Below are 22151 nucleotides of genomic sequence, written 5' to 3'. Positions count from 1 at the left end.
AAATGTTCGGGACATGGTCGCTGGCTAGAGCGCCGTGCGGGCCAATCGGCTCGCCCGTTCATCCTGCGAGGACCATCGCCATGCGTGTCGCCATCAAATCCGTCCCGTCATCCGCGCCGATCAGCGCGCCGACGCTGCCGCCGCTCGTCGACAATCCGTTTGCGCCCGAAGTCTTCGCCACGGGGCTCGCCGGGCTCGCCAATCTGTCGGGCGTGATCGTGCTGACGCTGGAGAGCGCGCGGTGCGATCACACGCGCGACGCGCCATCGGTCGAGCGGGTCGTCGTCGGGCGGGTCGCGCTGACCAGCGGCGCCGCGCAGGATCTGGTCGCGGCGCTGAACCAGTTCCTCGAGCAGCAGGGGCTGAGCCCGAGCAAGGCGATGGCCGCCGGGTCGACGTTCCAATGAGCCGCGCGACCGTGCCGCCCCCAGCCGGTATCCGCGGGTCGTCGGCCACCGGCTTTACCGTGGCGATCGAAGCGCTGCGGTTTGGCGTTCGAGTACAGAGCCGAGCTGTGGATCAGCCCGTGCGAAGCGTGACCGTCGTGTTCCGCCAACCGGCGGCATGATGCGTGGCTGATGTCCGCGCTGCGACCAAAGACACGATACAGTCTTGCTTGCGACACGGTTTGTCACAAACCGTGGCTGCGTAACAACAGGTGGAACGCATGACGGTTCGATGACGACTTAGCCGTTGTCGACCCCGTCAAATCCCTGCAGCTTTGCCGGACGGACCATATCCGTCATCGCAAAAAATGCCGCGCAACCCAAAGTGTTGCGGCTCAGGGAGTATCACCATGCGTCTGGACTTTCGCAAACGCCTTCTGGCGTCCACGCTTCTGCTTGGCTTGAGCGCACCGGCCGTCGCGCAGACCGTCGACCCGGCAACGCAGGCGGTGCCGGACGACGCCGCGCCGGCCGATGGCGAGACGATCGTCGTCACCGGATCGCGGCTGGGCGGGCTCCAGTTGCAGCAGGCGTCACCGATCGCAGTGGTCAGCGCACAGGACTTCGCACTGTCGGGCCAGCCCAATGTCGAGAATGTCCTGAAGGACCTGCCGCAGCTGGTGCCGAGCACGACGGGTGCGTCGAACAATCCCGGGGGCGGGGTGGCGACCGCGGATCTGCGCGGGCTGGGTTCGACGCGAACGCTCGTACTCGTCGATAACCGTCGCTACGTCGCCTATGACTCGAACCAGGTCGTCGATCTGAACACTATCCCCGCCGGGCTGATCGAACGCGTCGACATCGTCAGCGGTGGCCGGTCCGCGGTCTATGGCTCCGACGCGATCTCGGGCGTGATCAACTTCGTCATGAAGAAGGATTTCAGCGGCGCGGAGGTGAACGCGAACTACCGCATCAACGAAGCGGGCGATGGCGGCACGTTCAACGGCAACCTGCTGCTCGGGGGCAATTTCGAGGACGGGCGCGGCAATGCGACGGTCTATTTCGATTATACCAAGCGCAACGGCATCCTCCAGTCGGCGCGCGACTATTCGCGACAGGCGCAGGTCGATGATGGCGAGGGTGGCCTGATCGCAGGCGGTTCGGGCTCGATCGAGGGCACGCGGTTCGCAATCGGCGGGGTGAACCGCAAGTTCGAACCCGATGGGAGCTTTTCCGCCTATAGCGCTGCGACCGACGCCTATAATTATGCGCCGTCCAACTATCTGCAGGTCCCGCAGGAGCGGTTCCTGATGAGCGCGCAGACGCATTACGACGTCAGCGATGCGCTGACCGTCTATGCCGAGGGCCAGTTCATCAACAACCGCGTGAAGAACCAGCTCGCGCCGACGCCGTTCACCGGGTCGGTGTCGCTCGACGCCGATTCCTCGTTCCTCTCCGCAGGCTCGCGCGCGCTGCTCCAGGGGCTCGATACGGATGGCGACGGCTTTGTCACCTCGACCATCTACCGGCGGCTGAGCGAGGTCGGCAATCGCGTGTCGAGCCTCGACAACACCGCCTATCGCACGGTGCTGGGCGCGAAGGGAGACGTCGGCGGCGGCTGGAACTACGACGCCTATTACAGCTATTCGCGGACCAAATCGATCGAGAGCCAGACCGGGAACGTCTCACGCAGCCGCGTGCTCCAGGCACTGCGGACGACCTATGACACCGGCGGCAATCTGGTGTGTTCGGATACGAGCAATGGCTGCGTCCCGCTGAACATCTTCGGGGCGGGCAACATCAGCGACGCGGCCGCCGCGTTCATCACCATTCCGGTGCAGAATTCGAGCACGATCAGCGAGCAGGTCGCCAGCGCGTCGATCTCGAACCGCGAGCTGTTTGATCTGGGTGCGGGCCCGGTGGGGATCGTGTTCGGGACCGAATATCGCCGCGAACAGGGCAGCTACAATCCCGATTTCTCGCTGTCGTCGGGCGACGTGGTCGGCTTCAACGCGGGCGAAGGCCTGGGCGGCGGGTATAACGTCAAGGAAGTCTATACCGAGGTCGCGGTGCCGCTGCTCGCGGATCTGCCCTTCGTGAAGAAGCTCGAGGTCAACGGCGCCTATCGCTATTCCTATTATTCGACCGCGGCGAAATCGGTGAACACCTATTCGGGTGGCGCGGTCTGGTCGCTGATCGACGACATCGCACTGCGCGGCCAATATTCGAGGGTAGTGCGCGCGCCGACCGTATCGGACCTGTTCAGCGGCGCGTCGCAGGACTTTCCCGCCGCGACCGATCCGTGCACGACCGCGGTGGCGCTGACGAACACCAATCTGAATGCGAGCTGCCTGTCGAACGGCGTCGCGGCGTCAATAATCGGCACCGCCTATGACGGCGGCAGCACGCAGATCCAGACGGTGAACGGCGGCAACCCCGCGCTGCGCGAGGAGACGTCCGACACCTATACCGCGGGCATCGTGCTCCAGCCGCGCTTCCTGCCCGGCTTCTCGTTCACCGCGGATTACTACAAGATCAAGATCGCGAACTATATCTCGACGGTCGGCACCACCAACCTGATCCGCGCCTGTTACGGCGACGCGGACAATGGCTACACGCCCTATGACGCGAGCTATTGCGGGTCGTTGCCGCGCGATGCGAACAGCTTTGCGATCACCGATGCGGCCAACACGCTGGCAAATACGGGGGGCGTGACGACGCGCGGGGTCGATTTCGAGGCGCGTTACGGCCTGCCGCTCGGCTTCGGGGCGTTCGGCAGCGACACCAGCCGGCTCGACCTGCGCTTCAGCGGTACGCGGCTGATCGCGTTCGACTATAATCCGCTGGCGGCGATCCCCGACCTGACGATCGACTGTGCAGGCAAGTTCGGCCAGACCTGCGGCAACCCCTATGCGAAATGGCGGCTGTCGACGCGCGCGACCTATTCGACCGGGCCGATGACGGTATCGGTGCTGTATCGCCATCTGTCGGCGGTGAAGGACGACGACAGCGCGACGACCTATGCGGTCGAGCGGATCAAGGCCTATGACTATTTCGACCTGACCGCGGCGTTCAGGATCAAGGACGGCTTCACCTGGTCGGTCGGGGTGAACAACCTGTTTGACAAGCAGCCGCCGATCCTGGGCGACAACCAGCAACAGGCGAACACCTATCCGTCGACCTACGACCCCTATGGTCGCGCCTTCTTCGTCAGCACGAACCTGAAGTTCTAGGGGAGACGACCGGTAGGACTGCGAAACGCCCCGCCATCGATCGTGATGGCGGGGCTTTTTCGTGCCTGGACTTCGAAGCGCGCCGGTCGCGGAAATATTCGGGACAAGCGGTGCTGCGATATCCGGTCCGACGGAACGAACCGGGGAGCCAGCCATGTCGATGCCATCACCGCGCACCACCGATTGCAGCGTCGGGCGTCATTTGCCCCGGTCGCGGCACCGCGATGTCGCCGGCGCGTCGATCCAGCGCGCCGCCTGCCGTGGATGCGGGGCGACGATCACCAAATCCGCGCTGAGCCGGCGCTGGATCATATCCGGGATGCTCGGCTGATACCGGCGCCGGAACGGGGAAAGTACGATGACGATGATTATGACGAAACCGCGTTCGGCAGGCTGGCTGGCCGCGATGCTGCTGCTCGGCGCGACTTGCACTGCCAGTGCCGAGCGCCCGCGTGGGCCGGAGCGCGGGCCCGCAAATGTCGATGCGATGCGAACCCGGGAGGCCGACGATATCGCGCTGCTGCTGCATCTGCGGCCCGATCAGCGTGGCGCACTCGTGGCGTTCCTGTCCGCCTGGGGGCCGCCTCCGCCGCCGCGCGATGGCGGGGAGGGGCCGAACATGCGCCCGGGCCCGTCGATGCCGGGTGGCGAGGATTTCGCCCGCCATCTCGAACGGTTCGAAGCGCAGGCGACCGCGCGCGCGGCGCATGACCGGTCGCGCTTGATCGCAGCACGCAGCTTCTACGACAGTCTCGACACGCCCCAGCGCGCGGGGTTCGAGGCGCTGATGCGGCTTCGCCATGCGCCCCCCGGTCCGGGTGGGCCGGGCGGTCCGTTGGGGGCCGGGCCGCCACCCGGCTGATGCGGCCTGTCAGCGCGCGGGCGTCAGCGTTGGAGTCCCGAGTTGGTCGTCGCCGTTGCGCCAGGTGTCGCCGCCTGCGCGCGGCACTTCGTGACGGCGGATCGCGCCGTCGCCATTGCGGTCGAGCGCGGCGAACCGGTCGGCGGCGGCCTTGGTGAACTCTGCCCGGTCGACGCCGCGGTTGAAATCCAGATCCGCCGACGTGACCGGCTCGGGCAGGTCGAACAGGCCGAAGCGACCCGCGCCGATCCGCAAGGTCGCGTCGGCGGTGCTGGTGCGGCGGCTGGCGGCGTTGCCACGCTTGCCGGATCCGGTGTCGGGACGTCCCGCCGATCCGCCGCGTCCTCCACCGCGGACGCGGATTTCGGGGACGAGGATGTTTTCGTACCAGGCGATGTCCTCAGGATCGATCTCGCCATCGCGGCCGCGGTCGAGATGCGCGAAGACCCGGGTCGCATCCGCCTGAAACTCGGCGCGCGTGATCCGGCCATCGCCGTCGCGGTCGGCACCCTGGAACCATAATGCCTGCGCCGCGCCGGCCTTCTGCGTCGAGCGGAACGGCTCGCCCATCGGACTGATGAACAGCTGGCCGCGGCCCTGTTGCGGGCGCTGCCGGGGGGATCGCGCAGGCTCGGCGCCCGACTGCGCCGCCGCAGCGACATTCGGGGCGGGCGCCAGCGCGGCCAGCATCCCGCCGGCGATCACCGTCCATGCGCGCATCGACATCGGTCTTCTCCTGTTTCGGGGCCGGATCATGCCGGCAGGATGACGCGCACGATCAGACCGCCTTCGGGGCGATTTTCCAGCGACGCGGCACCGCCATGCGCATGCGCCACCGCGCGCACGCTGGCGAGCCCGAGGCCGGTGCCACCCGTGTCGCGGTTGCGCGACCGCTCCGCCCGGAAGAACGGCTCGAAGGCATGCGACGCATCGGCGGCGGAGAGGCCCGGACCGCGATCGCCGACCTCGATCACCACCGTGTCGCGGTCGCGGTAGAGTTGGACCTCGGCATGCCCGGCATATTTGACGGCATTGTCGACCAGATTGACCAGCAACGCCTTGAGCGCGGGGGCATCGCCGTCGATCGCGAGCGACGGACCGGGCGACAGCACCACCTGCTCGCCGCGGTCGGCATAATCATCGGTGATGCTTTCCGCGAGCGAGCGCAGGTCGAGCCGCTGGCGGCGGACATGCCGGGTCATGTCGCGGACGAACGCCATCGCCGCGCCGATCCGCTGGCTCATCTCCTGGATGTCCTCCTCGCTGGCCACGCGGATTTCGTCCGGCGCCTTTTCGAGCCGGAGCGCGAGACGCATCAGCGGCGTGCGCAGATCGTGCGCGACCGCGGCGATCAGCGTCGTGCGATCCTCGACATAGCGATTGAGCCGCTCCTGCATGACGTTGAAGGCGGTCGCGGCCTCCATGATCTCGGGCGGTCCGGTCAGCGGGATCGGATCGGCGCGGGGGTCGCGACCGAGCCGGTCGGCGGCGGCGGCGAACAGCGCGACCGGCCTGGCAATGCGTCGTGCCAGTACCAGCGCGACCGGTGCGGCGACCGCCATCGCGACGAGGAACCACAGGATCAGCCGCGCCTGCCACAAGCCGAACGCCGGACGCGCCGGGCGGATCGTCCGCCACTGGCCGTCGGGGGCATGGACCCAGACGACGAACGCGCCGAACAGCGTGTTGTCGACGACCGACTGGGGCGGCATCTTGGGCATGCCCATCGGCATGGGCGGCCGAAACGCGCCCGCCATCAAGGGCGGACCATAGCGCCGCGCCTCGACGATCACCGCGCGTGCCGGCACGCCCAGATCGGCAGCGATCACCCGGCCGAGATGACGATCGCGCGCATCGCCCTGCTCGGTCGGCGGGGCGGTCGCGACCGCGATCGTCAGCAGCCCGCTGGGATCGCGTCCGGCGCGCACGACCGAGGCGATCCGGCTGGTCGAATAGACCACCGGCGTCGGCGGCGGGACCAGCAGGACGGCGGCGAAATTGAGCAGCTGGACGAGCAGGACGGTGAACAGGATGAACGCGAAGATCCGCAGGAACAGCGGCCAGCGCCGTGGATGCCCGACCCTGGCGCCGACGGGTGTCGCGCCGGCCGTGCGTGGCGGCGTGGTCACAGCCGGATCACGCGGGGAACGAAGAAATAGCCTTCGTTGCGGATCGTCCGGATGATCTCGTCCCCGCGCGAGCGCAGCTTGCGTCGCAGCCGGCTGACCTGGACGTCGATCGCCCGGTCGAACGCGTCGGTATCCGGGCCCCGCGCCGCCTCCAGCAACGCGTCGCGCGCAAGCACGCGGCGCGGACGTTCGACAAAGGCGCGCAGCACCGCGAACTCGCCATCGGTCAGGTCGACGAGCATGCCGTCGCCGTCGAGCAGCTCGTGCGCGGCGAAATCGACCCGCCAGCCGAGAAAGCCATAGCTGCGTCCGGTCTCGGCAGCCGCGCCATTGCGTTCACGCAGTGCGGCGCGGACCGTGGCGAGGATCTCGCGCGGGCTGCACGGCTTGGTCAGATAATGGCTCGCGCCGATCTCGAGGCCGAGGATCCGGTCGGGTTCGTCACCCAGCGCGCTAAGCATGACGACAGGGGGCGCGCCCTTGCGGGTCAGGCGGCGACAGGCCGCCAGCCCGTCCTCGCCCGGCATCATCACGTCGAGCAGGATCAGCGCGATCGGATGCCGTGCGAGAGCGACGTCCATTTCCTGTGCATTGGTCGCGGTTTCGACGCGGTACCCGTGCATCCCCAGACTCTGCGCGAGCAGCGTCCGGATCGCATGGTCGTCATCGACGACGAGCAGCATCGTATCGGCGGGTTCGGGAGCGGCGCAGTGCATCGCCGGCCACTATGCCACGTATGTGTTCGCGATGTTTCAGCGATTTCGCATCATGCCACGCCACCGCCGGTCGTCGCCGGCGCGACGGATTGTGCAACATCCAGACATATGCCGGAAAGAACTGACCTGCAGGCGAGGCGCATGATTTTGACCAACAGCGTTTCCGTCGCCGTGCCCGGCCCTGATCTCCATGCCGGCACCCGAGGAGCGGATGACAGCGCGCGGATCGTCATCGTCGACGACGATCCCGGGCTGCGAGAGTTGCTGACGGGGTTTCTGGTCGATCACGGCCTGCGCGCCGAAGCCGTGGCGAGCGGCGCCGCGTTGCGGACCCGGCTCGCGCACCGTCCCTGCGATCTCGTCGTGCTCGACATGATGATGCCCGGCGAGGACGGGCTGTCGGTGCTGCGCGCGCTGACCCAGACCCAGGATCCGCCGCGCGTGATCATGTTCTCCGCGCTGTCGAGCGAGATTGACCGGGTCGTCGCGCTCGAGCTGGGCGCGGACGATTATGTCACCAAGCCATCGAGCCCGCGCGAGATCCTCGCGCGGATCCGGTCGGTGCTGCGGCGGCAACGGGCGCAACTGGCCGTCGGTGCGGCGCCCGATCCTGCCGACCCCGCGCCGGCCGAACGACCCGTTGGCGCCGCAAGTCCCGTGCAGAGCCACGATCTGGTCGGCTTTGCGGGCTGGGCGCTGAACTGCCGGATGCGGACGCTGACCGCCCCCGACGGCACCAATGTCCGGCTGACCGATGGCGAGTTCCAGATGCTGCATCTGTTCGTGGCGCAACCGCAGACGATCCATTCGCGCGACGACATGATCGCGACGCTGGGGCGCAGCGACGGCCCGGCGAAGGGCCGCACGATCGACGTCAATATCAGCCGGCTGCGGCGCAAGGTGCAGCGGCACGACCGCACCGAACTGATCCGGACGGTACGTGGCAACGGCTATATCTTCATGCCGGACGTGTCCCCGCTCTGAGCGGCGGGCGGACCCGGTCGGCGCGTTGCGGGCGGCTGCCAGGAAAATAGCGTTGGGGCGGGATATTGGCGCACGCCGCGACGTTCATGTCCGACCACGGCTTCCCCAGCATCGAATACCCGGCCTGGTGGGGGGCAAAGACGCGATCGGACAGACACTTCCATGGCCAAGACCCTTGCCGCATTGGCCAACGACGTGCTGCGCGCCACCACCCGACCCGCGCGCAACGATGTACGCGAGGGGGTGCGTGAGGACGGCTATCTGCGGCTGGAGGATTATGGCGCGCTCGGCGACGGGCGGTCGGTCGCGCTGTCGGGGGCGGACGGGTCGATCGACTGGTGGTGCGTGCCCAATCTCGATTCGCAGCCGCTGTTCGACCGGCTGCTCGATCCGGAGGACGGGGGACGGTTCAGCATCACCCCGACCGAGCCGTTCACCGTCGAGCGCCGCTATCTGCCCGGCAGCAACGTGCTCGAGACGCTCTTCATCACGGACAGCGGCCGCGCGCGGCTGACCGAGTCGATGAACAGCGGTACGGCCGGGCGGTTGCCCTGGACCGAACTTGCACGGCGGATCGACGGGCTCGACGGTGCGGTCCGGTTCAGAATCGAGATGCGTCCGGGGCGCAGGGCCAGCGGGGCGAGCCCGTATCAGTCGAAGATCGGCGAATATCCGGTCTTCCATGTCGACCGCGTGCTCGGGTTGTTCCTGCACAGCGACGGCGTCGTCGTGGATCGCAGCGACGAGGCGGTGACGGGCGTGCTGACGGTCGCGCAGGGGCAGCGCGAGGTCGTCGCGATCGTCGCGGGCGAGGACGAGCCGCTCGTCGTGCCGACGATCGCCGACATCGACGAGCGTATCGATATCTCCGACGCGGAATGGCGGCAATGGTCGCACCGGATCGACTATGACGGCGAACGGCGCCCCGCGTTCATCCGCAGCGTCCTCGCGCTGAAGCTGCTGCTCTATTCACCGACCGGTGCGATCGCAGCCGCCGCGACCACCTCCGTCCCCGAAGGGATCGGCGGCAAGAAGAATTACGACTATCGCTACGCCTGGATCCGTGACGCCGGCTATACGATCAAGGCGTTCCTTGCCGCGGGGGCGCAGATGGAGGCCAAGGCGGCGTTCACCTGGCTGTTGAAGCGACTGGGCGAACACGGCCCGCGCGTCTGCTATACGCTCGACGGCGCGCTGGTCCCCGATCTGAGCGAAATCGACGTGCCGGGATATCGGCGGTCGAAACCCGTGCAGGTCGGCAACACCGCGACCGACCAGAACCAGCACGGCGTCTATGGCGACATATTCGAGACCGCCGCCCGCTTCGTCAGTTGCGGCAATATCCTCGATGCGTCGAGCGCCGAGCTGCTGTCGCATTTGGCGGACCGGTGCGCGGACGCGTGGCGGCAGAAGGATGCTGGCATCTGGGAGCTCGAGGAGTCGCAGCATTACACCATGTCGAAGATCAGCTGCTGGCAGGCGCTGGCGCGCGCGGTCGAACTGGCGGACCAGGGGCAGTTGCCGACCACGTGCCGCGACCGCTGGTCGCGCGAACGCGACCGGATCGCGCGGTGGATCGAGGATGAATGCTGGTCCGAGACCAAGCAGGCGTTCGTCTTCTACCCCGGCAGCGACAAGCTCGACGCGTCGCTCGCGCTGGCGGTGCGGTTCGGCTTCGACGGGCGCGAGCGGCTGGAAAAGACGCTCGACGCGATCGACCGCGAACTGGGGGCGGGGCCCTATCACTATCGCTACACCGACGTATGGTCCGAGGAAGGGTGTTTCCTGGCGTGCACCTTCTGGATGATCGAGGCACGCGCGCTGCTCGGCCAGCGTGATCGGGCGGAGGCGGCGCTTGAAGGCATTTCCGAGGCGCTCGATCGCGGCGTCGGGATCATGACGGAAATGGCCGATCCGAAGACGGGCATGTTTCTCGGCAACCTGCCGCAGGGTCTGTCGCACCTTGCGCACGTCATGGCGCTCGACGTGCTCGGCGGACAGGACGCCTGCTAGCGACGGGGCGGGGCGGCGTTTCGCCGCCCCGCCGTCAGCCTGTCACCGGACGTGTCAGCCCGCGTCGACGCCCTGTTTGCGCGCGCCGGTGATCATGCGCGCGGCAATCTGCCGGACTCCGGCATCATCCTTGGTCTCGTCGGTCGCCGGGTCGCCGAGATGGTCGAGGCTGGCTTCCATGAAGTCGAGCAGCCCCGGGTGCTGCGCCTCGACATATTCCATCAATTTGAACAGCAGATGTTCGGACGCGATCTCGCGCTGGCGGGCCATGATGGCGGTGGTGTCGGTCATGTCGGATTCCATGGTGTCGGGGAGGGAGTAGAGACGGTCGCAGGGGTGGGGCGGACACCGTGTCGTCCGCCCCGCCCTTACGGCGTTTAGCGCTCTGCCACCTCGGAGGCGTCGAACTCGGCGAATGCGGCCCTGATGTCGCTGGCGCGCCCGGCGTCCGCGATATCGACCGAGACGATGATCTTGCCCTCTAGCGCGGCGTCGGCGCGCGACGCGGGCGTGAGATTATCGCCTGCAGTGTCGGCGCCCGCGCGTTCGTCGCCAGCACTGTTGTCCGCACCGTCAGTCGTGATGAAGATGTCGGTCCGCTCGACCTTCATTTCCTGGACGAGACGTTCCACCGTCATCTCGGCTTCGCGGCGCGTGTCGAACTTGGCTTTGAGAGTGGTCGGCATCAATGGCTCCTCGGGATAGGAAAGGTCCTGCACGACGGGCTATCGGCCGTCCTGCAACGCGTGATGACAACGCGCATCGGCAGATTTCGCCCAGCCGTTTCGAAGAATTTGACCCGACGGCAAAGGCCGATCGCCGATTTAGGGCTCGCTCTGCCGGACCGGGCGAACAAGACCTGCTTCCGTGCGTTACACGGTGATTCCGGGAGGTGACGCCATGATGCAGGATGATGAACGCTGGATGCGCGAGGCGATCGCGATCGCCCGGTCGAAGGGATCGGATCCGTCGACCTCACCACTGGGCTGCGTGATCGTGCTCGACGGCAAGATCATCGCGGGCGAACGCAACCAGACGCACGAGCTTCCCGACGCGACCGCGCACGCCGAAATGATGGCGATCCGACGCGCCTGCGAGGATACGGGCGAACTCGAACTGCGCGGGGCGACGCTCTACTCGACACTGCAACCCTGCGGGATGTGCACGATGGCGTCGATCTGGTCGAAGGTCGGGCGCGTCGTCTATGGCGCGGGCCGCGACGACGTGCATCCGATGTATTTCGAGGCGAAGCACGTCGATACGCTCGCCTTCATCCACGACGCCTATCGCGAGGACATCGTCATCGAGGGCGGGTGTCTGAAGGCAGAATGCGCCGTGCTTTATTATGGCCCGGACGCGGAGCTGCCGACCGACGAACAGGCCAATCTCTGACCTGAGGCGACGGGTCGGGTCAGGATTTTCCGATGCTCATGCTGCAACCGTGGTCGCGGCCTGGGCACAATAGCGATCGACGAACGCCTGATGCGCGGGCAGCCGTTCGACCTGTTGTGCGATCCCCGCCTTCAGCTCCGCGAGCGACGATCCAAGCCGTTCGGGCGGCATCATCCGCGCGAGGCGATGCCAGTCGCGCGGCTCGAGCCGCTGGCCCAGCATGACCTGGGTCCAGGAACTGACGCGGAACAGGTCGTCCGGCGACTGATAGGCCTGTGCGGCGTCGGCGAACAGCGCGATGCGTTCCGCCAGCGTGTCGGGGATCGGCATTGCGGCACAGGCCTTCCAGAACGGTTCGCTGCGCTGGTTCAAATGATAGTGGAGGATGACGAAATCGCGGACGCCTTCGATCTCGCGCCGCGTCTGCGCGTTGAACTGCGCAACGACCGCAGGGCTGATCCCGTCGAAGGGGAAGGCGCGGAGCAGCCGGGTGAGCGCGGTCATGACGAGATGGATGCTGGTCGATTCGAGCGGTTCGACGAACCCGCCGGCGAGGCTCAGCGCGATGCAATTGCCCTCCCACGCGCACAGGCGGCGCCCGGTCGTGAAGCGCAGCAGACGCGGGTCGGTCAGCGGGCGACCCTGGACCGACGCCAGCAGACGGTCCTGGGCCGCATCATCGGAGAGGTACTCGCTCGAATAGACGATACCGTTGCCGACGCGGTGCTGCAGCGGGATCCGCCACTGCCAGCCGGCATCGTGCGCGATCGCACGGGTATAGGGCCGGGCGGGCTCGACCGACGTCGTCTGCACCGCGAGTGCGCGGTTGGCGGGGAGCCAGTGGCTCCAGTCTTCATAGCCGACACCGAGCGCATCGCCGATCAGCAGCCCGCGAAACCCGCTGCAGTCGAGAAACAGATCGCCTGCGACGCGCGATCCGTCGGCGAGGACGACCGCATCGATATGGCCGGTCTCGGCCGAGCGATCGATCCCGGCGATCCGTCCCTCGATCCGGGTCAGCCCCGCGGTCTCGCAGCGCTCGCGCAGGAAGCGGGCATAGCGGCCCGCGTCGAAATGATAGGCATAGTTGAGCTGCGGACCCTGCTGACCGATGGTAAAGCGGCGCGCCTCTGCGGCCTGGAGTTCGAGGCAATAGTCGCCAAAGTCGCCGGCCAGACCGTTGGCGCGCGCTTCGAGCCAGAAATGCTGGAAGTCGCCCATCCAGGTGGACCGCCCGACATCGCCGAACGAATGGACATAGCGATCGTCCGGGCGCGCCCAGCCTTCGAACGCGATGCCGAGTTTGAAGGTTGCGCCGGTGGCGGCCATGAACGCGCGCTCGTCGAGGCCGAGCAGTGCGTGAAAGGCCTGGACCGTGGGGATGGTCGCTTCGCCGACGCCGACGGTGCCGATCTCGTCCGACTCGATCAGCGTGACGTCGATCAGCGCGCCGAGCTGTCGCGTCAGCAGCGCCGCGGCGAGCCAGCCGGCGGTGCCGCCGCCGGCGATGATCACGCGGGTTTTCGGCGGGGTATCCATCGCATATCCCTTCATCGATTGAGCCGTTGCAACAGCGTGGCGCGCAGCCTTCGCGCGGCCATCGCATCCAGCGGCGCGAGTGCGCCCCGTGCGTCTGCCGGGAGATGCGCGCCGGCGCGGGCCGCATCGCCGAAGACATAATAGTCGAACAACGCCTGCCACCCGCGCTTCTCATGCTCGGGCCGGTCGCGCAGGCTGAGCAGGCCGTGCAGCAACGTGTTCTGCGGCGTGTCCATGAAGCGCGGCGTCGGGTTCCACCAATAGTTGATCATCGCGTTGAACGGATCGAGCGCCTCGACCTGGTGCCACCACAAGGCCGGGTAGATGAGCGCGTCGCCGGGCTCCATCTCCGCGACTTCGGCCACCGCCAGCGCATCGGCAAAGCCGGGATGGCGGGTGAAGTCGGGCGCATCGAAATTGACCATCGAGACGACCTGGCCCGCGGGCGTCGGTTCGAGCGGCCCCGGATAGAGGTTGGCTACCTGCTCGGGCGGGAAGAGCGTGAAGCGCCGCCGCCCGACCAACGTGACCGCAATGTTGTTCGACATGTCGTGATGCGCCGAGGCGGTCGTCCGGTTGCCGATCCAGATACTGACCAGCGGCGGATGCGCGATGAGTTCGGGGTCGCCGAAGGGGAGCACCGCCTGGCCCCGGAGGCCGGGGAGATACTGATCGATGTCGGTCGAGCCGATATAGATGCTGGGCGCTGCGGCATCGTCGATGCGGGCGAGAAGCTGATCGAGATAGGCGGACAGCGATCCGCGCTCGCGGGTGAAGTTGAGCGCGGTGCAGTCGGCCGTGTATCCGAAGCGGCCGCCGATCGCGGCGTCGCCGATATAGGCCGTCACCGGCTGGCCGCCATCGAACCGCTTGAGCCAGGCGACCGCGGCCGCGGGGCCCTGACGCGCCGCGGCGACGAGCGGCACGTCGCGCGCGAGCCCTCGCAGGATCGTCGGGCGGCCCTCCGCGATAAGATCGGCGACGGGCAGGGTCCGCGCGTCCGCCCCTTCGATCACGCGTGTCCGGCGGGTGATGGCGGGCACCGGGGTCAACCGACTGCCGCGAGCCGCTGTTGCTTGTGTGCAATCAGCTGCTGAATATTGCCGAGCGATGACGCGGCAAGAATGGCGAGCCGCAGGATACCCGAGCGGTGCAATTGTTCGAGCGGCGGGCCGCTGAGCGCCGCGAGCTGCTCGAGGTCGACGACGAGCACGTCGGGTACGGTGTAGCGGCGTTCGTCGCTGACATCGATCGTGAGCGTGACCGGCGCGAGCAGCCCGGCGGCGTCGAGCGCGGCATAGGCGGCGGGCGCGGATTCCATCCCCTCGTACAGCAGCCGTAATACACCGGTGACATGATCGAGATAGGGCGTGTTGCCGCCATGCTCGAGGAACAGCGGCAGACCCGCCGGGTCACCGACGCGCGGATCGTCGAGATCGACCTGCAGCATCGCCCCGCCGACATCGTCCGGTGCGGACCGGGTCATGCCGATCGAGAACGGACCGCGTCGGTGGCTGGCGGGGACGTAGCGGCTGGTCCACCTGTCGTCGGTGAGGAAGAGATTCTCGTCGCGGTCGAGCCCGAACAGCGCATAGGCCTGAAGACCTTCGTCGCGGCGGCGAAACACGATCGCGAATTCGCGTTGCAGTTCCTCGAATTCGGCGGGGAAGACCAGCGCCTGATTGGCCGCGTCATTGAATGCGGCGCCGGCGCGCGGGCTGACGCGCAGGTCGGCATGATCGATATTGTTGATCTGTACGGGGTTCATCCGCTCCGGTCCCTTTTTGTCCGGGTCTATCAGCCAGGCGGCGTCGGACAACAGGAAAAGGCCGCGGCACGGTGCTGCGGCCCCTCCATTGCCCGATGCGGTGTCCGGCGCGCGCCGAGGCGCACGCCGGCCCGTGCTCAGAAGCGGTAGCGTGCGCCGAGATAGAAGCGCGGCTTCAGTTCCTGCACATAGACCAGATTGGTCTCGGTACGGGCATATTGGCGGAACGGCTCGCTCGTCAGATTGACCGCCTCGAGCGAGATCGAGAAGCTCTGCGCGATGTCGTAGCTGATGCTCGCGTCGAGCGTCCCGAAGGCTGCGGTGAAGAGCGGGTTGCGGTTGCCGCCCTGGTTGGTGCCCGACAGATATTTGTCGCGCCAGTTGTACGAGACACGCGCCGAAAGCCCGTTCTTGTCATAGATCCCGGTCAGGTTCGCGCTGTCGCCGAGGCCGGTCAGTGCGAAGATGTTGACGTTGGGATCGGCATAGGGATCGACGTTCACGTCGCCATTGACCTTGGTGTACGACACCGCGAAGCCGAAGCCGGTCTGGCCGAAGAAGTTGGTCCAGGCGACCTCGAACCCGTGGATGTTGCCCTCGCGGTTGTTGACCGGTCCGCTGATCGCGAACTCGAACAAGGGATCGTTGGGATCGGCGACGATGTCGACCGCATTGGCCAGATCGACGACGAACTGCGTCCTCAGGCCACCCGTCGCGGGATCGATATTGTTCTGGAACGCGGCGGATGCGGCCGCCTGGTTGCCGTTATTCTGCGTCAGCAACGCGGTGTAGGAGAACAGGTTGATGTCGCTGAGCGGCAGCCCGTTCGCCTGGAGATAGGCCAGCGCGGTACCCGAGCGCGAACCGGCAGCGCCCGAACCCGGGTCACGCAGCCCGAACAGATTGCCGCTGGTGACCTGGTTGCCGATGAAGTTGCGGACGTCCTTGTTGAAGAAGCCGACCGACACGAAGCTCGTCGGCTTGTAATACCATTCGAGCGACACGTCGAAATTGTCCGAGACCAGCGGCAGCAGCGCCGGATCCTGGCGCGTTGCGCCCGCAGGAGCGGCGCCGAGCGCGGTCGGGCGGTTCGGTGCCCCGGCGCTGACGGAGGCAAAGAGATTGCCATAGTCGGGACGGGCAAGCGTGCGGCTGAACGAGGCGCGCGCCATGACGTTGTCGATCGGTTCGATGTTGAAATCGAGCGATGGCAACAGATTGTCGTAGCTCGCCTTGACCGTGACGGCGCCGCTGGGCGGCCCGCCATCGACCGCGAAGTCATTGTCCTGCGACCAGCGAATGCCGCTTGGCACTGACTGGATACCGATCGACTTGACCCGCGTCTTTTCATAGCGGGCGCCGATCAGCGCATTGGCGCGGCGTCCGCCGAGTTCACCGGCCCAGGTGATCTGGCCATAGGCCGCCCAGGTCTTCTCACCGACGGTATCGTCCGAGGACGGGCTCGGCGAGACCGCGTTGCCGCGGGCGGCGTAGAAAGGCTCGAAGACGTTAAGCAGATCGACCGCGTTGGCGCGGAAGGCGACCAGTGACGAGCCTGTCGACTTCGGATCATATTTGTCGAACTTGCAGGTCAGGCAGAAGGTGTCGACGAGATCGCCGGCGAGTTCTGCGACGCGGCCGGTATCCGTGATGCCCCAGTCACCGAGCGTCTGAATCGTGTTGACCGTGGTCGAGCGCATGTTCGCGTCGATATAATTGCCGCCGACGTTGAACTTGCTGCCCCCGCCCAGGTCCCAGGCGACGTCGCCGCCGAACTGGTTGATCCGGGCTTCCTGAGTCGACGTGATCTTCCGTGCGACCTGGCTACCCAGATCCGCGATGTCGAGCGTGTTATTGCAGTTGCCGCCGCGACCACCGTTGGTTGCGGTGCAGTCGTTGATCGTCTCGGACTGCTGCGGGAAGCCGGTGGTGAAATCGACCTTGTGCGAGGAGCGTACCGGCGCACCGATCGAGATCGTTGTCGCCGAGGTTCCGTTCGCGTTATCCGGATTGGTCTTCGACTTGGCATGGTTGGCGTCGAGCGTCAGTCGCAGATTGTCGGTGAAATCCCACTTCACATTGCCACCGACCGAATAGAGCTCGGTCTTGGTCGCGAACCGCTGCTGCTCGTAGCCCTTGTCCGCCTGGATCGACTCGGCGAGGATCACCGCGCTCTGCATCTGATTGTTGTCATCGAAGGTGACTTCGGTGAACGGGCGCTGGAACCAGTTGGTCTGCTCGCTGCGTTCTTCGCTCAGCTTGTTGCGGGCATACATGCCGTCGATCGAGATTTCGAACCGGTCGGACGGCTTGAACTGGATGTTGGCCTGGCCGTTCAGACGCTCGCGGCGGTTCTCGGAGAACTGGTACCGGCTGTCGTTCGGTATCTGGACATATTCGGTCGTCGGGCGATTGGTGATCACCGTCGTCGGCCGGATATAGGCGCCCGCCGTGTTGAGGAAATCGGCCAGCGGCACGATGTTCCAGTAATTGGGGTTGGACTGAACCGAAGCGGATTCGCGCAGCTGATAGCTGCCGAACACATTGACGCCGAAGGTTTCGTTCGGGTTCTTGTAGTTGATCAGCCCGGACAGCTCTGGCGTGATCTTGCTCAGATCGCCCTCTGCCTTCTCGACCGAGCTGTCATACAGCCCCTTGGCACCGATCGACCCCGAAAGACCGCTCTCGTTCGACGACAGCGGTCGGCGGGTGACGACGTTGATCGCCGCACCGATGCCGCCCGACGGAATGTTGGCGCGGCCGGTCTTGTAGACCTCGAGCGTGGCGACACCCTCGGATGCGAGGTTCTGGAAATCGAACGAACGACCCGTACCGGTCGCAAACGCGTTGCCGGTGCTCGTGTCGATGCTGGTCGCCGGAAGCTGGCGGCCGTTAAGGGTGACGAGGTTGAAGCCGCCGCTGAAGCCGCGGACGGCAACCTGCGAGCCTTCGCCGTTGGCTCGGCTGATCGAGACGCCGGTGACGCGCTGCAGCGATTCCGCGAGGTTGGTGTCGGGGAACTTGCCGATATCCTCGGCCGAGATGGCGTCGACGACGCCTGCCGAGTTGCGCTTGATGTCGATAGCGCGACCAAGGCTGGCGCGGATGCCGGTGATGACGATCTCGTCCCCGGGGGCCGATTGCGGATCCTGGCTCGCGGTCTGCCCTGCGTCTTGCACGGTGGATGTCGCCGGAAGCGCGGCAGTCGCAGGCGACCCTGTCTCGGCAGCTGGCGCCATTTGCGCGAAGGCCTGTGCCGGATTCAGCAGGCAAACGGCAACTGTGGCAATCGAACTCGAACGCACGAGTGCATTGAGTATGGACGAACCCCTCATCATTCTCTCCCCCTTTGCGGCATGACCGCAGCCCTTTCGAAACCGCTCTTATTGGCGGTGTGTGATAGGGCTACCATGGGCACGAATACTGTCAACGGTAATCTGTATTCTGTGTCGCGTATTTTAGACACAGTGGCAGTAAAGCCATAGCCGATAAAATAACTTAAATATGATTATTTAATACTTGAGACAGAGAGGGACCTGCCCCGTCATTGGAAAGCGGGGCGGGGCCTGTTCCGGCAGGTTCGGACTAGCCAAAGGAACGGGCGAACTGGTCGCCCGGTCTGGCGGCACAGGCCGGGGACCGGCGCAACCGTCATGCCGGGCGCGTGCTCAGCGCTGCGGCGTTGTGAACAGCGCCAGCGGTACCGCGGCACCCATCGCCCGATAGCCCGCTTCGGACGGGTGAAGATGATCGCCCGAGTCGAATGCCGGCGCGAGGCGGTCGGGACGGCGCGGATCGCGCATAACCCGGTCGAAGTCGATCACCGCATCGAACACGCCTGAGCTGCGGATGAAGCTGTTGACCGCCTGGCGATCGGCCTCGAGCGCGGCGTCCGGGTGATAATAGTCATTGCCGCCGAACGGCATCACCGTGCCGCCGATGATCCTGATACCGTGCACATGCGCGCGGTCGGCCAGTTGGCGCAAGCCGGCAGTCAGTTGCGCGACGAGCGCCGCATGGTCCTCGGGCGATGCCGGCGCGTCGCGCGTCAAGACGCCGAGATCGTTCACCCCTTCGAGCAGGATCGCCCAGCCGACGCCGCTGCGCGCGATCACGTCGCGATCGAACCGGGCAACAAGGTTGGGGCCGAGCCCGTCGAGCAATATCCGGTTGCCGCCGATGCCGGCATTGATGACGCCGAGCGCGCGTGTCGCCGGCGCCGCGCGCAGCCGCTCGGCAAGAATGTCGGGCCAGCGGGTGTTGCGTTCCGGGGCGACGCCATAGCCATCGGTGATCGAATCGCCGATCGTGACGATCGTCGTCGGGCGTGTCGCGCTGGTGACCTGGGCGACGCGGGGCCCCGCCACCTCGACATCGGCGAGCGCATACCAGTGCGGCGTCGCGGTCGCGCCTGCGAGGAGCGGGTCGGCAACGTGATTGCCCGCGACTGTGAAGCTGGTGGCCCGCGCACCGGGATGGCCGGTCTGCGGCGTGGCGGGATCGGGCAAATAGAGGCTGACGGCGAGGTCGGCCCCGGGTGCGAGCGCGAGCGCGACCGGATCCGAATAGATCTCCCCACCCGCCGGGATGACCGCGGTCACCTGTCCGGCAAAGCGAAGCGTCGTGCCGCCCGCGATACGCGCGGTGCCGAGAGCGGTCGGCCGGGCAATATGCGCCGCGCCGATCCTGAGCGGCTGCGTGCCGAACGCGTTGGACAGCCGCACGCGGACCTGCGTGCCGCCAGCCGACAGACGGACGACCTGTCGCAGCGTGATCGCGCCGGCGCGGTCGGCCGGCAGCGCATTGTCGCCGGTCGCGATCATCTGCGCAGAGCCCCAGCTCCCGGTCCACCGCTGAGCCGGCGCGGCGCGCTGGGCATCCGCGCCGGTCGCGAGCAATGCTGCCAACAGCCACGCCGTCGGCCTGGCGACCGAAGATCCTACCGTCATCGCTTTCTCCATAAGGCCGCTCACTGCGGGTTGCCCGGCGCAAAAGCGGGGTGCTGTGCCTTGTACCAGTCGAGATCATGCGCGGGCGCAGCGGCGCCGGTCGGCAGCGACCGGCCGTTCACCGACATCCAATAGGCGAGGCTGGCATCACGCCACCACCGCGCCTCGCGCTCCTGTATCCCCAGATAGGTCGCGGTCTTGGCCCAGCGTTCGGCATCGACCTGGCCGCGCAGTCCGTCCCAGCGCTGGCGCATGTCCGCGACATAGCCGACGCCGCGATCATAATCATGGACCATCTCGGCCCAGAGGCTGCGTCCCGATGCCATCGGCCGGTCCCATGACACGTGATGGAACCACAGCAGGTCACGCTCCGGTGTCGTCGCGGGATCGGCGAGACTGCGGGCAAGCTCTGGCGCATATTGCGCGACGGAGTTGCTGCCGGTGCGCGTCCGGTCGAACCCGATCCCGGCCTTGTCCGCGCGGTGATAATAGACCGGATTCCATTCCGGACGCTTCAAGTCGGCGACCCACGGGCCGGGGCCATAATGATGGCCCGTGGCCATGACGTGCGCGAGGCCGAGCGGCGTCATATAGTCGACCACCGCCTCGCGCGAGCCCATCATCATGTCCGTCACCGGTGCGACGATCGTGGGGTTCGGCCCGAAGGTCATCGCCGCCCATTCGCGCGCAACCGGCTGTGCACCGATCGTCGGATCCCAGGCCATCCGCCCGAACGCGAACCAGTTCGCCTGATTGAACGTCGATCCGGCCCAGTCGCGGTCGCGGCCGATATTGGCGACTCCCGCCATGCCGGTCAGCGCGTGGCGATTGACGCCGCCCTCGACGATCTGGGCGACCGTCGCACGCTTGCCGCCGGCGAAGGTCTCGCTGCCCAGCGTCTCGGCGAAGAGCGGCCCAAGATAGGCGAGATGCGTCGCAAAGCCGAGATATTCCTTCGTGATCTGGAACTCCAGCATCAGCGGTGTCCTGGGCATTGCCCCGAACAGCGGATGGAACGGCTCGCGCGGCTGGAAGTCGATCGCGCCGTTCTTGACCTGGACGATGACGTTTGCGGCGAACTTGCCGTCGAGCGGCTTGAACTCGGTATAGGCCTGTTTCGCGCGGTCGTCAGGGTCGGTGTCGGCATAGACGAACGCCCGCCACATCACGATGCCGCCATGCGGTGCGACGGCCGCTGCGAGCATGTTCGCGCCTTCCGCATGGCTGCGGTGATAATCGCGCGGCCCAGGCTGCCCCTCGCTATTGGCCTTGACGAGGAAGCCGCCGAAATCGGGAATGGCGCGATAGATTTCGTCGCTCTTCGCCTTCCACCAGGCCGCGACCTGGGGGTCGAGCGGGTCTGCCGTCTTCAGCTTGCCAAGCTCGATCGGCGCGGAGAACCGGGCCGACAGATAGACCTTGATGCCATAGGGGCGGAAGACATCGGCGAGTGCGGCGGCCTTGGCGATATAGCTGGCAGACAGGCTGTCGGGCTTGGCGTTGACGTTGTTGAGGACCGTGCCGTTGATGCCGATCGACGCATTGGCGCGCGCATAGTCGGTGTAGCGGGGATCCTTGAAGTCGGGGAGCGTCCACCAGTCCCAGAGCGACTGGCCCGCATAGCCGCGCTCGACCACGCCATCGAGATTGTCCCAGTGGTTCAGCACGCGCAGCTTCACTCGCGGTGCCGAGGCGAGCGCGATCCGGTCGATCCGCCCGCCGGTCTGGATGTGGCGCAGCAGCGCGAAGCTGCCGTAGAGCACGCCGCGGTCGGTACGCCCCGTCACCAGCGTGACGTCGCGGCCGCCGAGACGCACCTGCCGCACGATGTAGCCTTCGTCGCCGAGGTCGTTCAGCGGCAGGCCGAGGCGGCCGACGTCTCCGTCCGCCGAGGTCGCCAGCAGGATCGGATGCGGGCTCGGACCCATGGCAAAAGCGTGCCCGGTCAGCCCCGCGAGACCGCGGCGAAGCTCGTCCGCGGCGGCGCGCAACGTCGCCGACTGGCCGCGTACTTCGACCGATTCGGCATCCCGGTCGAGCGCCGTCGCCGCCTCTTTCGCCAGGGGGCGGTAGCGCATCCAGAGGTCGTAGCCGTCCTCTGCCTGCGCCCCGGTCGTACTCGCCATCGCAACCGCGACCGCCACGCAAAGCCAACGCACTCGCATCATTCTTTCCTCTCC

The 22151-nt window shown here is 66.7% G+C and carries 18 protein-coding genes; 7 read left to right on the top strand and 11 right to left on the bottom strand.

The features are described from left to right. The first annotated feature begins 80 nt into the window (after window positions 1-80). The 4 genes from NEF64_RS11005 to NEF64_RS10990 all read left to right on the top strand — a co-directional run bounded on the left by NEF64_RS11005 (window position 81) and on the right by NEF64_RS10990 (window position 4481). Window positions 81-407 carry a hypothetical protein gene (locus NEF64_RS11005; protein ID WP_031394510.1) on the top strand — a complete coding sequence of 109 codons (327 nt, stop codon included), beginning with the start codon at window positions 81-83 and terminating at the stop codon, window positions 405-407. 440 nt (window positions 408-847) lie between these two features. Continuing rightward, entirely contained in the window at window positions 848-3619 is a 2772-nt protein-coding gene (locus NEF64_RS11000; protein ID WP_252573736.1) for a TonB-dependent receptor, read from the top strand. A 154-nt stretch (window positions 3620-3773) separates the two neighbouring features. Further along, complete coding sequence (locus tag NEF64_RS10995; RefSeq protein WP_156360410.1) at window positions 3774-3950, top strand: hypothetical protein; 177 nt, start codon at window positions 3774-3776, stop codon at window positions 3948-3950. A 39-nt stretch (window positions 3951-3989) separates the two neighbouring features. Next, a complete protein-coding gene (locus NEF64_RS10990) occupies window positions 3990-4481 on the top strand; it encodes a Spy/CpxP family protein refolding chaperone (protein WP_056407945.1) in 492 nt (163 codons plus the stop codon). A 9-nt stretch (window positions 4482-4490) separates the two neighbouring features. On the opposite strand, the gene NEF64_RS10985 is transcribed toward NEF64_RS10990, so the two are convergent. The 3 genes from NEF64_RS10985 to NEF64_RS10975 are packed head-to-tail and all read right to left on the bottom strand — an operon-like array spanning window position 4491 to window position 7326. Further along, entirely contained in the window at window positions 4491-5207 is a 717-nt protein-coding gene (locus tag NEF64_RS10985) for an EF-hand domain-containing protein (protein WP_056407948.1), read from the bottom strand. Window positions 5208-5233: 26 nt separating this feature from the next. Next, entirely contained in the window at window positions 5234-6610 is a 1377-nt protein-coding gene (locus NEF64_RS10980) for an ATP-binding protein (RefSeq protein WP_056407951.1), read from the bottom strand. After that, window positions 6607-7326, bottom strand: a complete 720-nt coding sequence (locus NEF64_RS10975) for a response regulator (RefSeq protein ID WP_031441087.1) — start codon at window positions 7324-7326, stop codon at window positions 6607-6609. The genes NEF64_RS10980 and NEF64_RS10975 overlap by 4 nt, the downstream gene beginning before the upstream one ends. A gap of 141 nt (window positions 7327-7467) precedes the next feature. Between NEF64_RS10975 and NEF64_RS10970 the strand changes: the two genes are divergently transcribed. Together NEF64_RS10970 and NEF64_RS10965 are read left to right on the top strand one after the other, a co-directional pair. Next, a complete protein-coding gene (locus tag NEF64_RS10970; protein ID WP_056407953.1) occupies window positions 7468-8310 on the top strand; it encodes a response regulator in 843 nt (280 codons plus the stop codon). A 162-nt stretch (window positions 8311-8472) separates the two neighbouring features. Further along, window positions 8473-10323 (top strand): glycoside hydrolase family 15 protein, encoded by a 1851-nt coding sequence (locus NEF64_RS10965; protein WP_252573734.1) that lies wholly within the window; start codon window positions 8473-8475, stop codon window positions 10321-10323. Window positions 10324-10377: 54 nt separating this feature from the next. Here NEF64_RS10965 and NEF64_RS10960 read toward each other — a convergent pair whose 3' ends face one another. Continuing rightward, window positions 10378-10614: a hypothetical protein gene (locus NEF64_RS10960; protein ID WP_037528414.1), complete on the bottom strand. Its 237-nt coding sequence runs from the start codon at window positions 10612-10614 to the stop codon at window positions 10378-10380. Between the two features lie 86 nt (window positions 10615-10700). Next, window positions 10701-11009 (bottom strand): hypothetical protein, encoded by a 309-nt coding sequence (locus tag NEF64_RS10955; protein ID WP_056407956.1) that lies wholly within the window; start codon window positions 11007-11009, stop codon window positions 10701-10703. 214 nt (window positions 11010-11223) lie between these two features. On the opposite strand from NEF64_RS10955, the gene NEF64_RS10950 reads away from it, so the two are divergent. Next, window positions 11224-11715: a nucleoside deaminase gene (locus tag NEF64_RS10950; protein ID WP_056407967.1), complete on the top strand. Its 492-nt coding sequence runs from the start codon at window positions 11224-11226 to the stop codon at window positions 11713-11715. Window positions 11716-11751: 36 nt separating this feature from the next. Here the strand turns inward: NEF64_RS10950 and NEF64_RS10945 are convergent, their stop codons facing one another. The 6 genes from NEF64_RS10945 to NEF64_RS10920 form a co-directional block, all read right to left on the bottom strand. Next, the gene (locus tag NEF64_RS10945) at window positions 11752-13254 is read right to left on the bottom strand and encodes a tryptophan halogenase family protein (RefSeq protein WP_056408722.1); all 1503 of its coding nucleotides are present in this window, start codon (window positions 13252-13254) and stop codon (window positions 11752-11754) included. A gap of 11 nt (window positions 13255-13265) precedes the next feature. Continuing rightward, window positions 13266-14297: a cupin-like domain-containing protein gene (locus NEF64_RS10940; protein WP_082447015.1), complete on the bottom strand. Its 1032-nt coding sequence runs from the start codon at window positions 14295-14297 to the stop codon at window positions 13266-13268. A 5-nt stretch (window positions 14298-14302) separates the two neighbouring features. After that, complete coding sequence (locus tag NEF64_RS10935; RefSeq protein WP_056407972.1) at window positions 14303-15022, bottom strand: SapC family protein; 720 nt, start codon at window positions 15020-15022, stop codon at window positions 14303-14305. Between the two features lie 137 nt (window positions 15023-15159). Next, window positions 15160-18201: a TonB-dependent receptor gene (locus NEF64_RS10930; RefSeq protein ID WP_056407975.1), complete on the bottom strand. Its 3042-nt coding sequence runs from the start codon at window positions 18199-18201 to the stop codon at window positions 15160-15162. A gap of 489 nt (window positions 18202-18690) precedes the next feature. Beyond that, window positions 18691-19971, bottom strand: coding sequence for an SGNH/GDSL hydrolase family protein (locus NEF64_RS10925; RefSeq protein WP_056408724.1), 1281 nt, complete (start codon window positions 19969-19971; stop codon window positions 18691-18693). A 20-nt stretch (window positions 19972-19991) separates the two neighbouring features. Then, window positions 19992-22136 carry an alpha-glucuronidase family glycosyl hydrolase gene (locus NEF64_RS10920; protein WP_420833717.1) on the bottom strand — a complete coding sequence of 715 codons (2145 nt, stop codon included), beginning with the start codon at window positions 22134-22136 and terminating at the stop codon, window positions 19992-19994. Window positions 22137-22151: the final 15 nt, after the last annotated feature.

Origin of the sequence: Sphingomonas aerolata (assembly GCF_023935825.1) — a bacterium.
Taxonomy (GTDB): domain Bacteria; phylum Pseudomonadota; class Alphaproteobacteria; order Sphingomonadales; family Sphingomonadaceae; genus Sphingomonas; species Sphingomonas aerolata.
The sequence above is the reverse complement of the archived record's forward strand: the minus strand, read 5'-3'. Positions and strand labels throughout refer to the sequence as shown.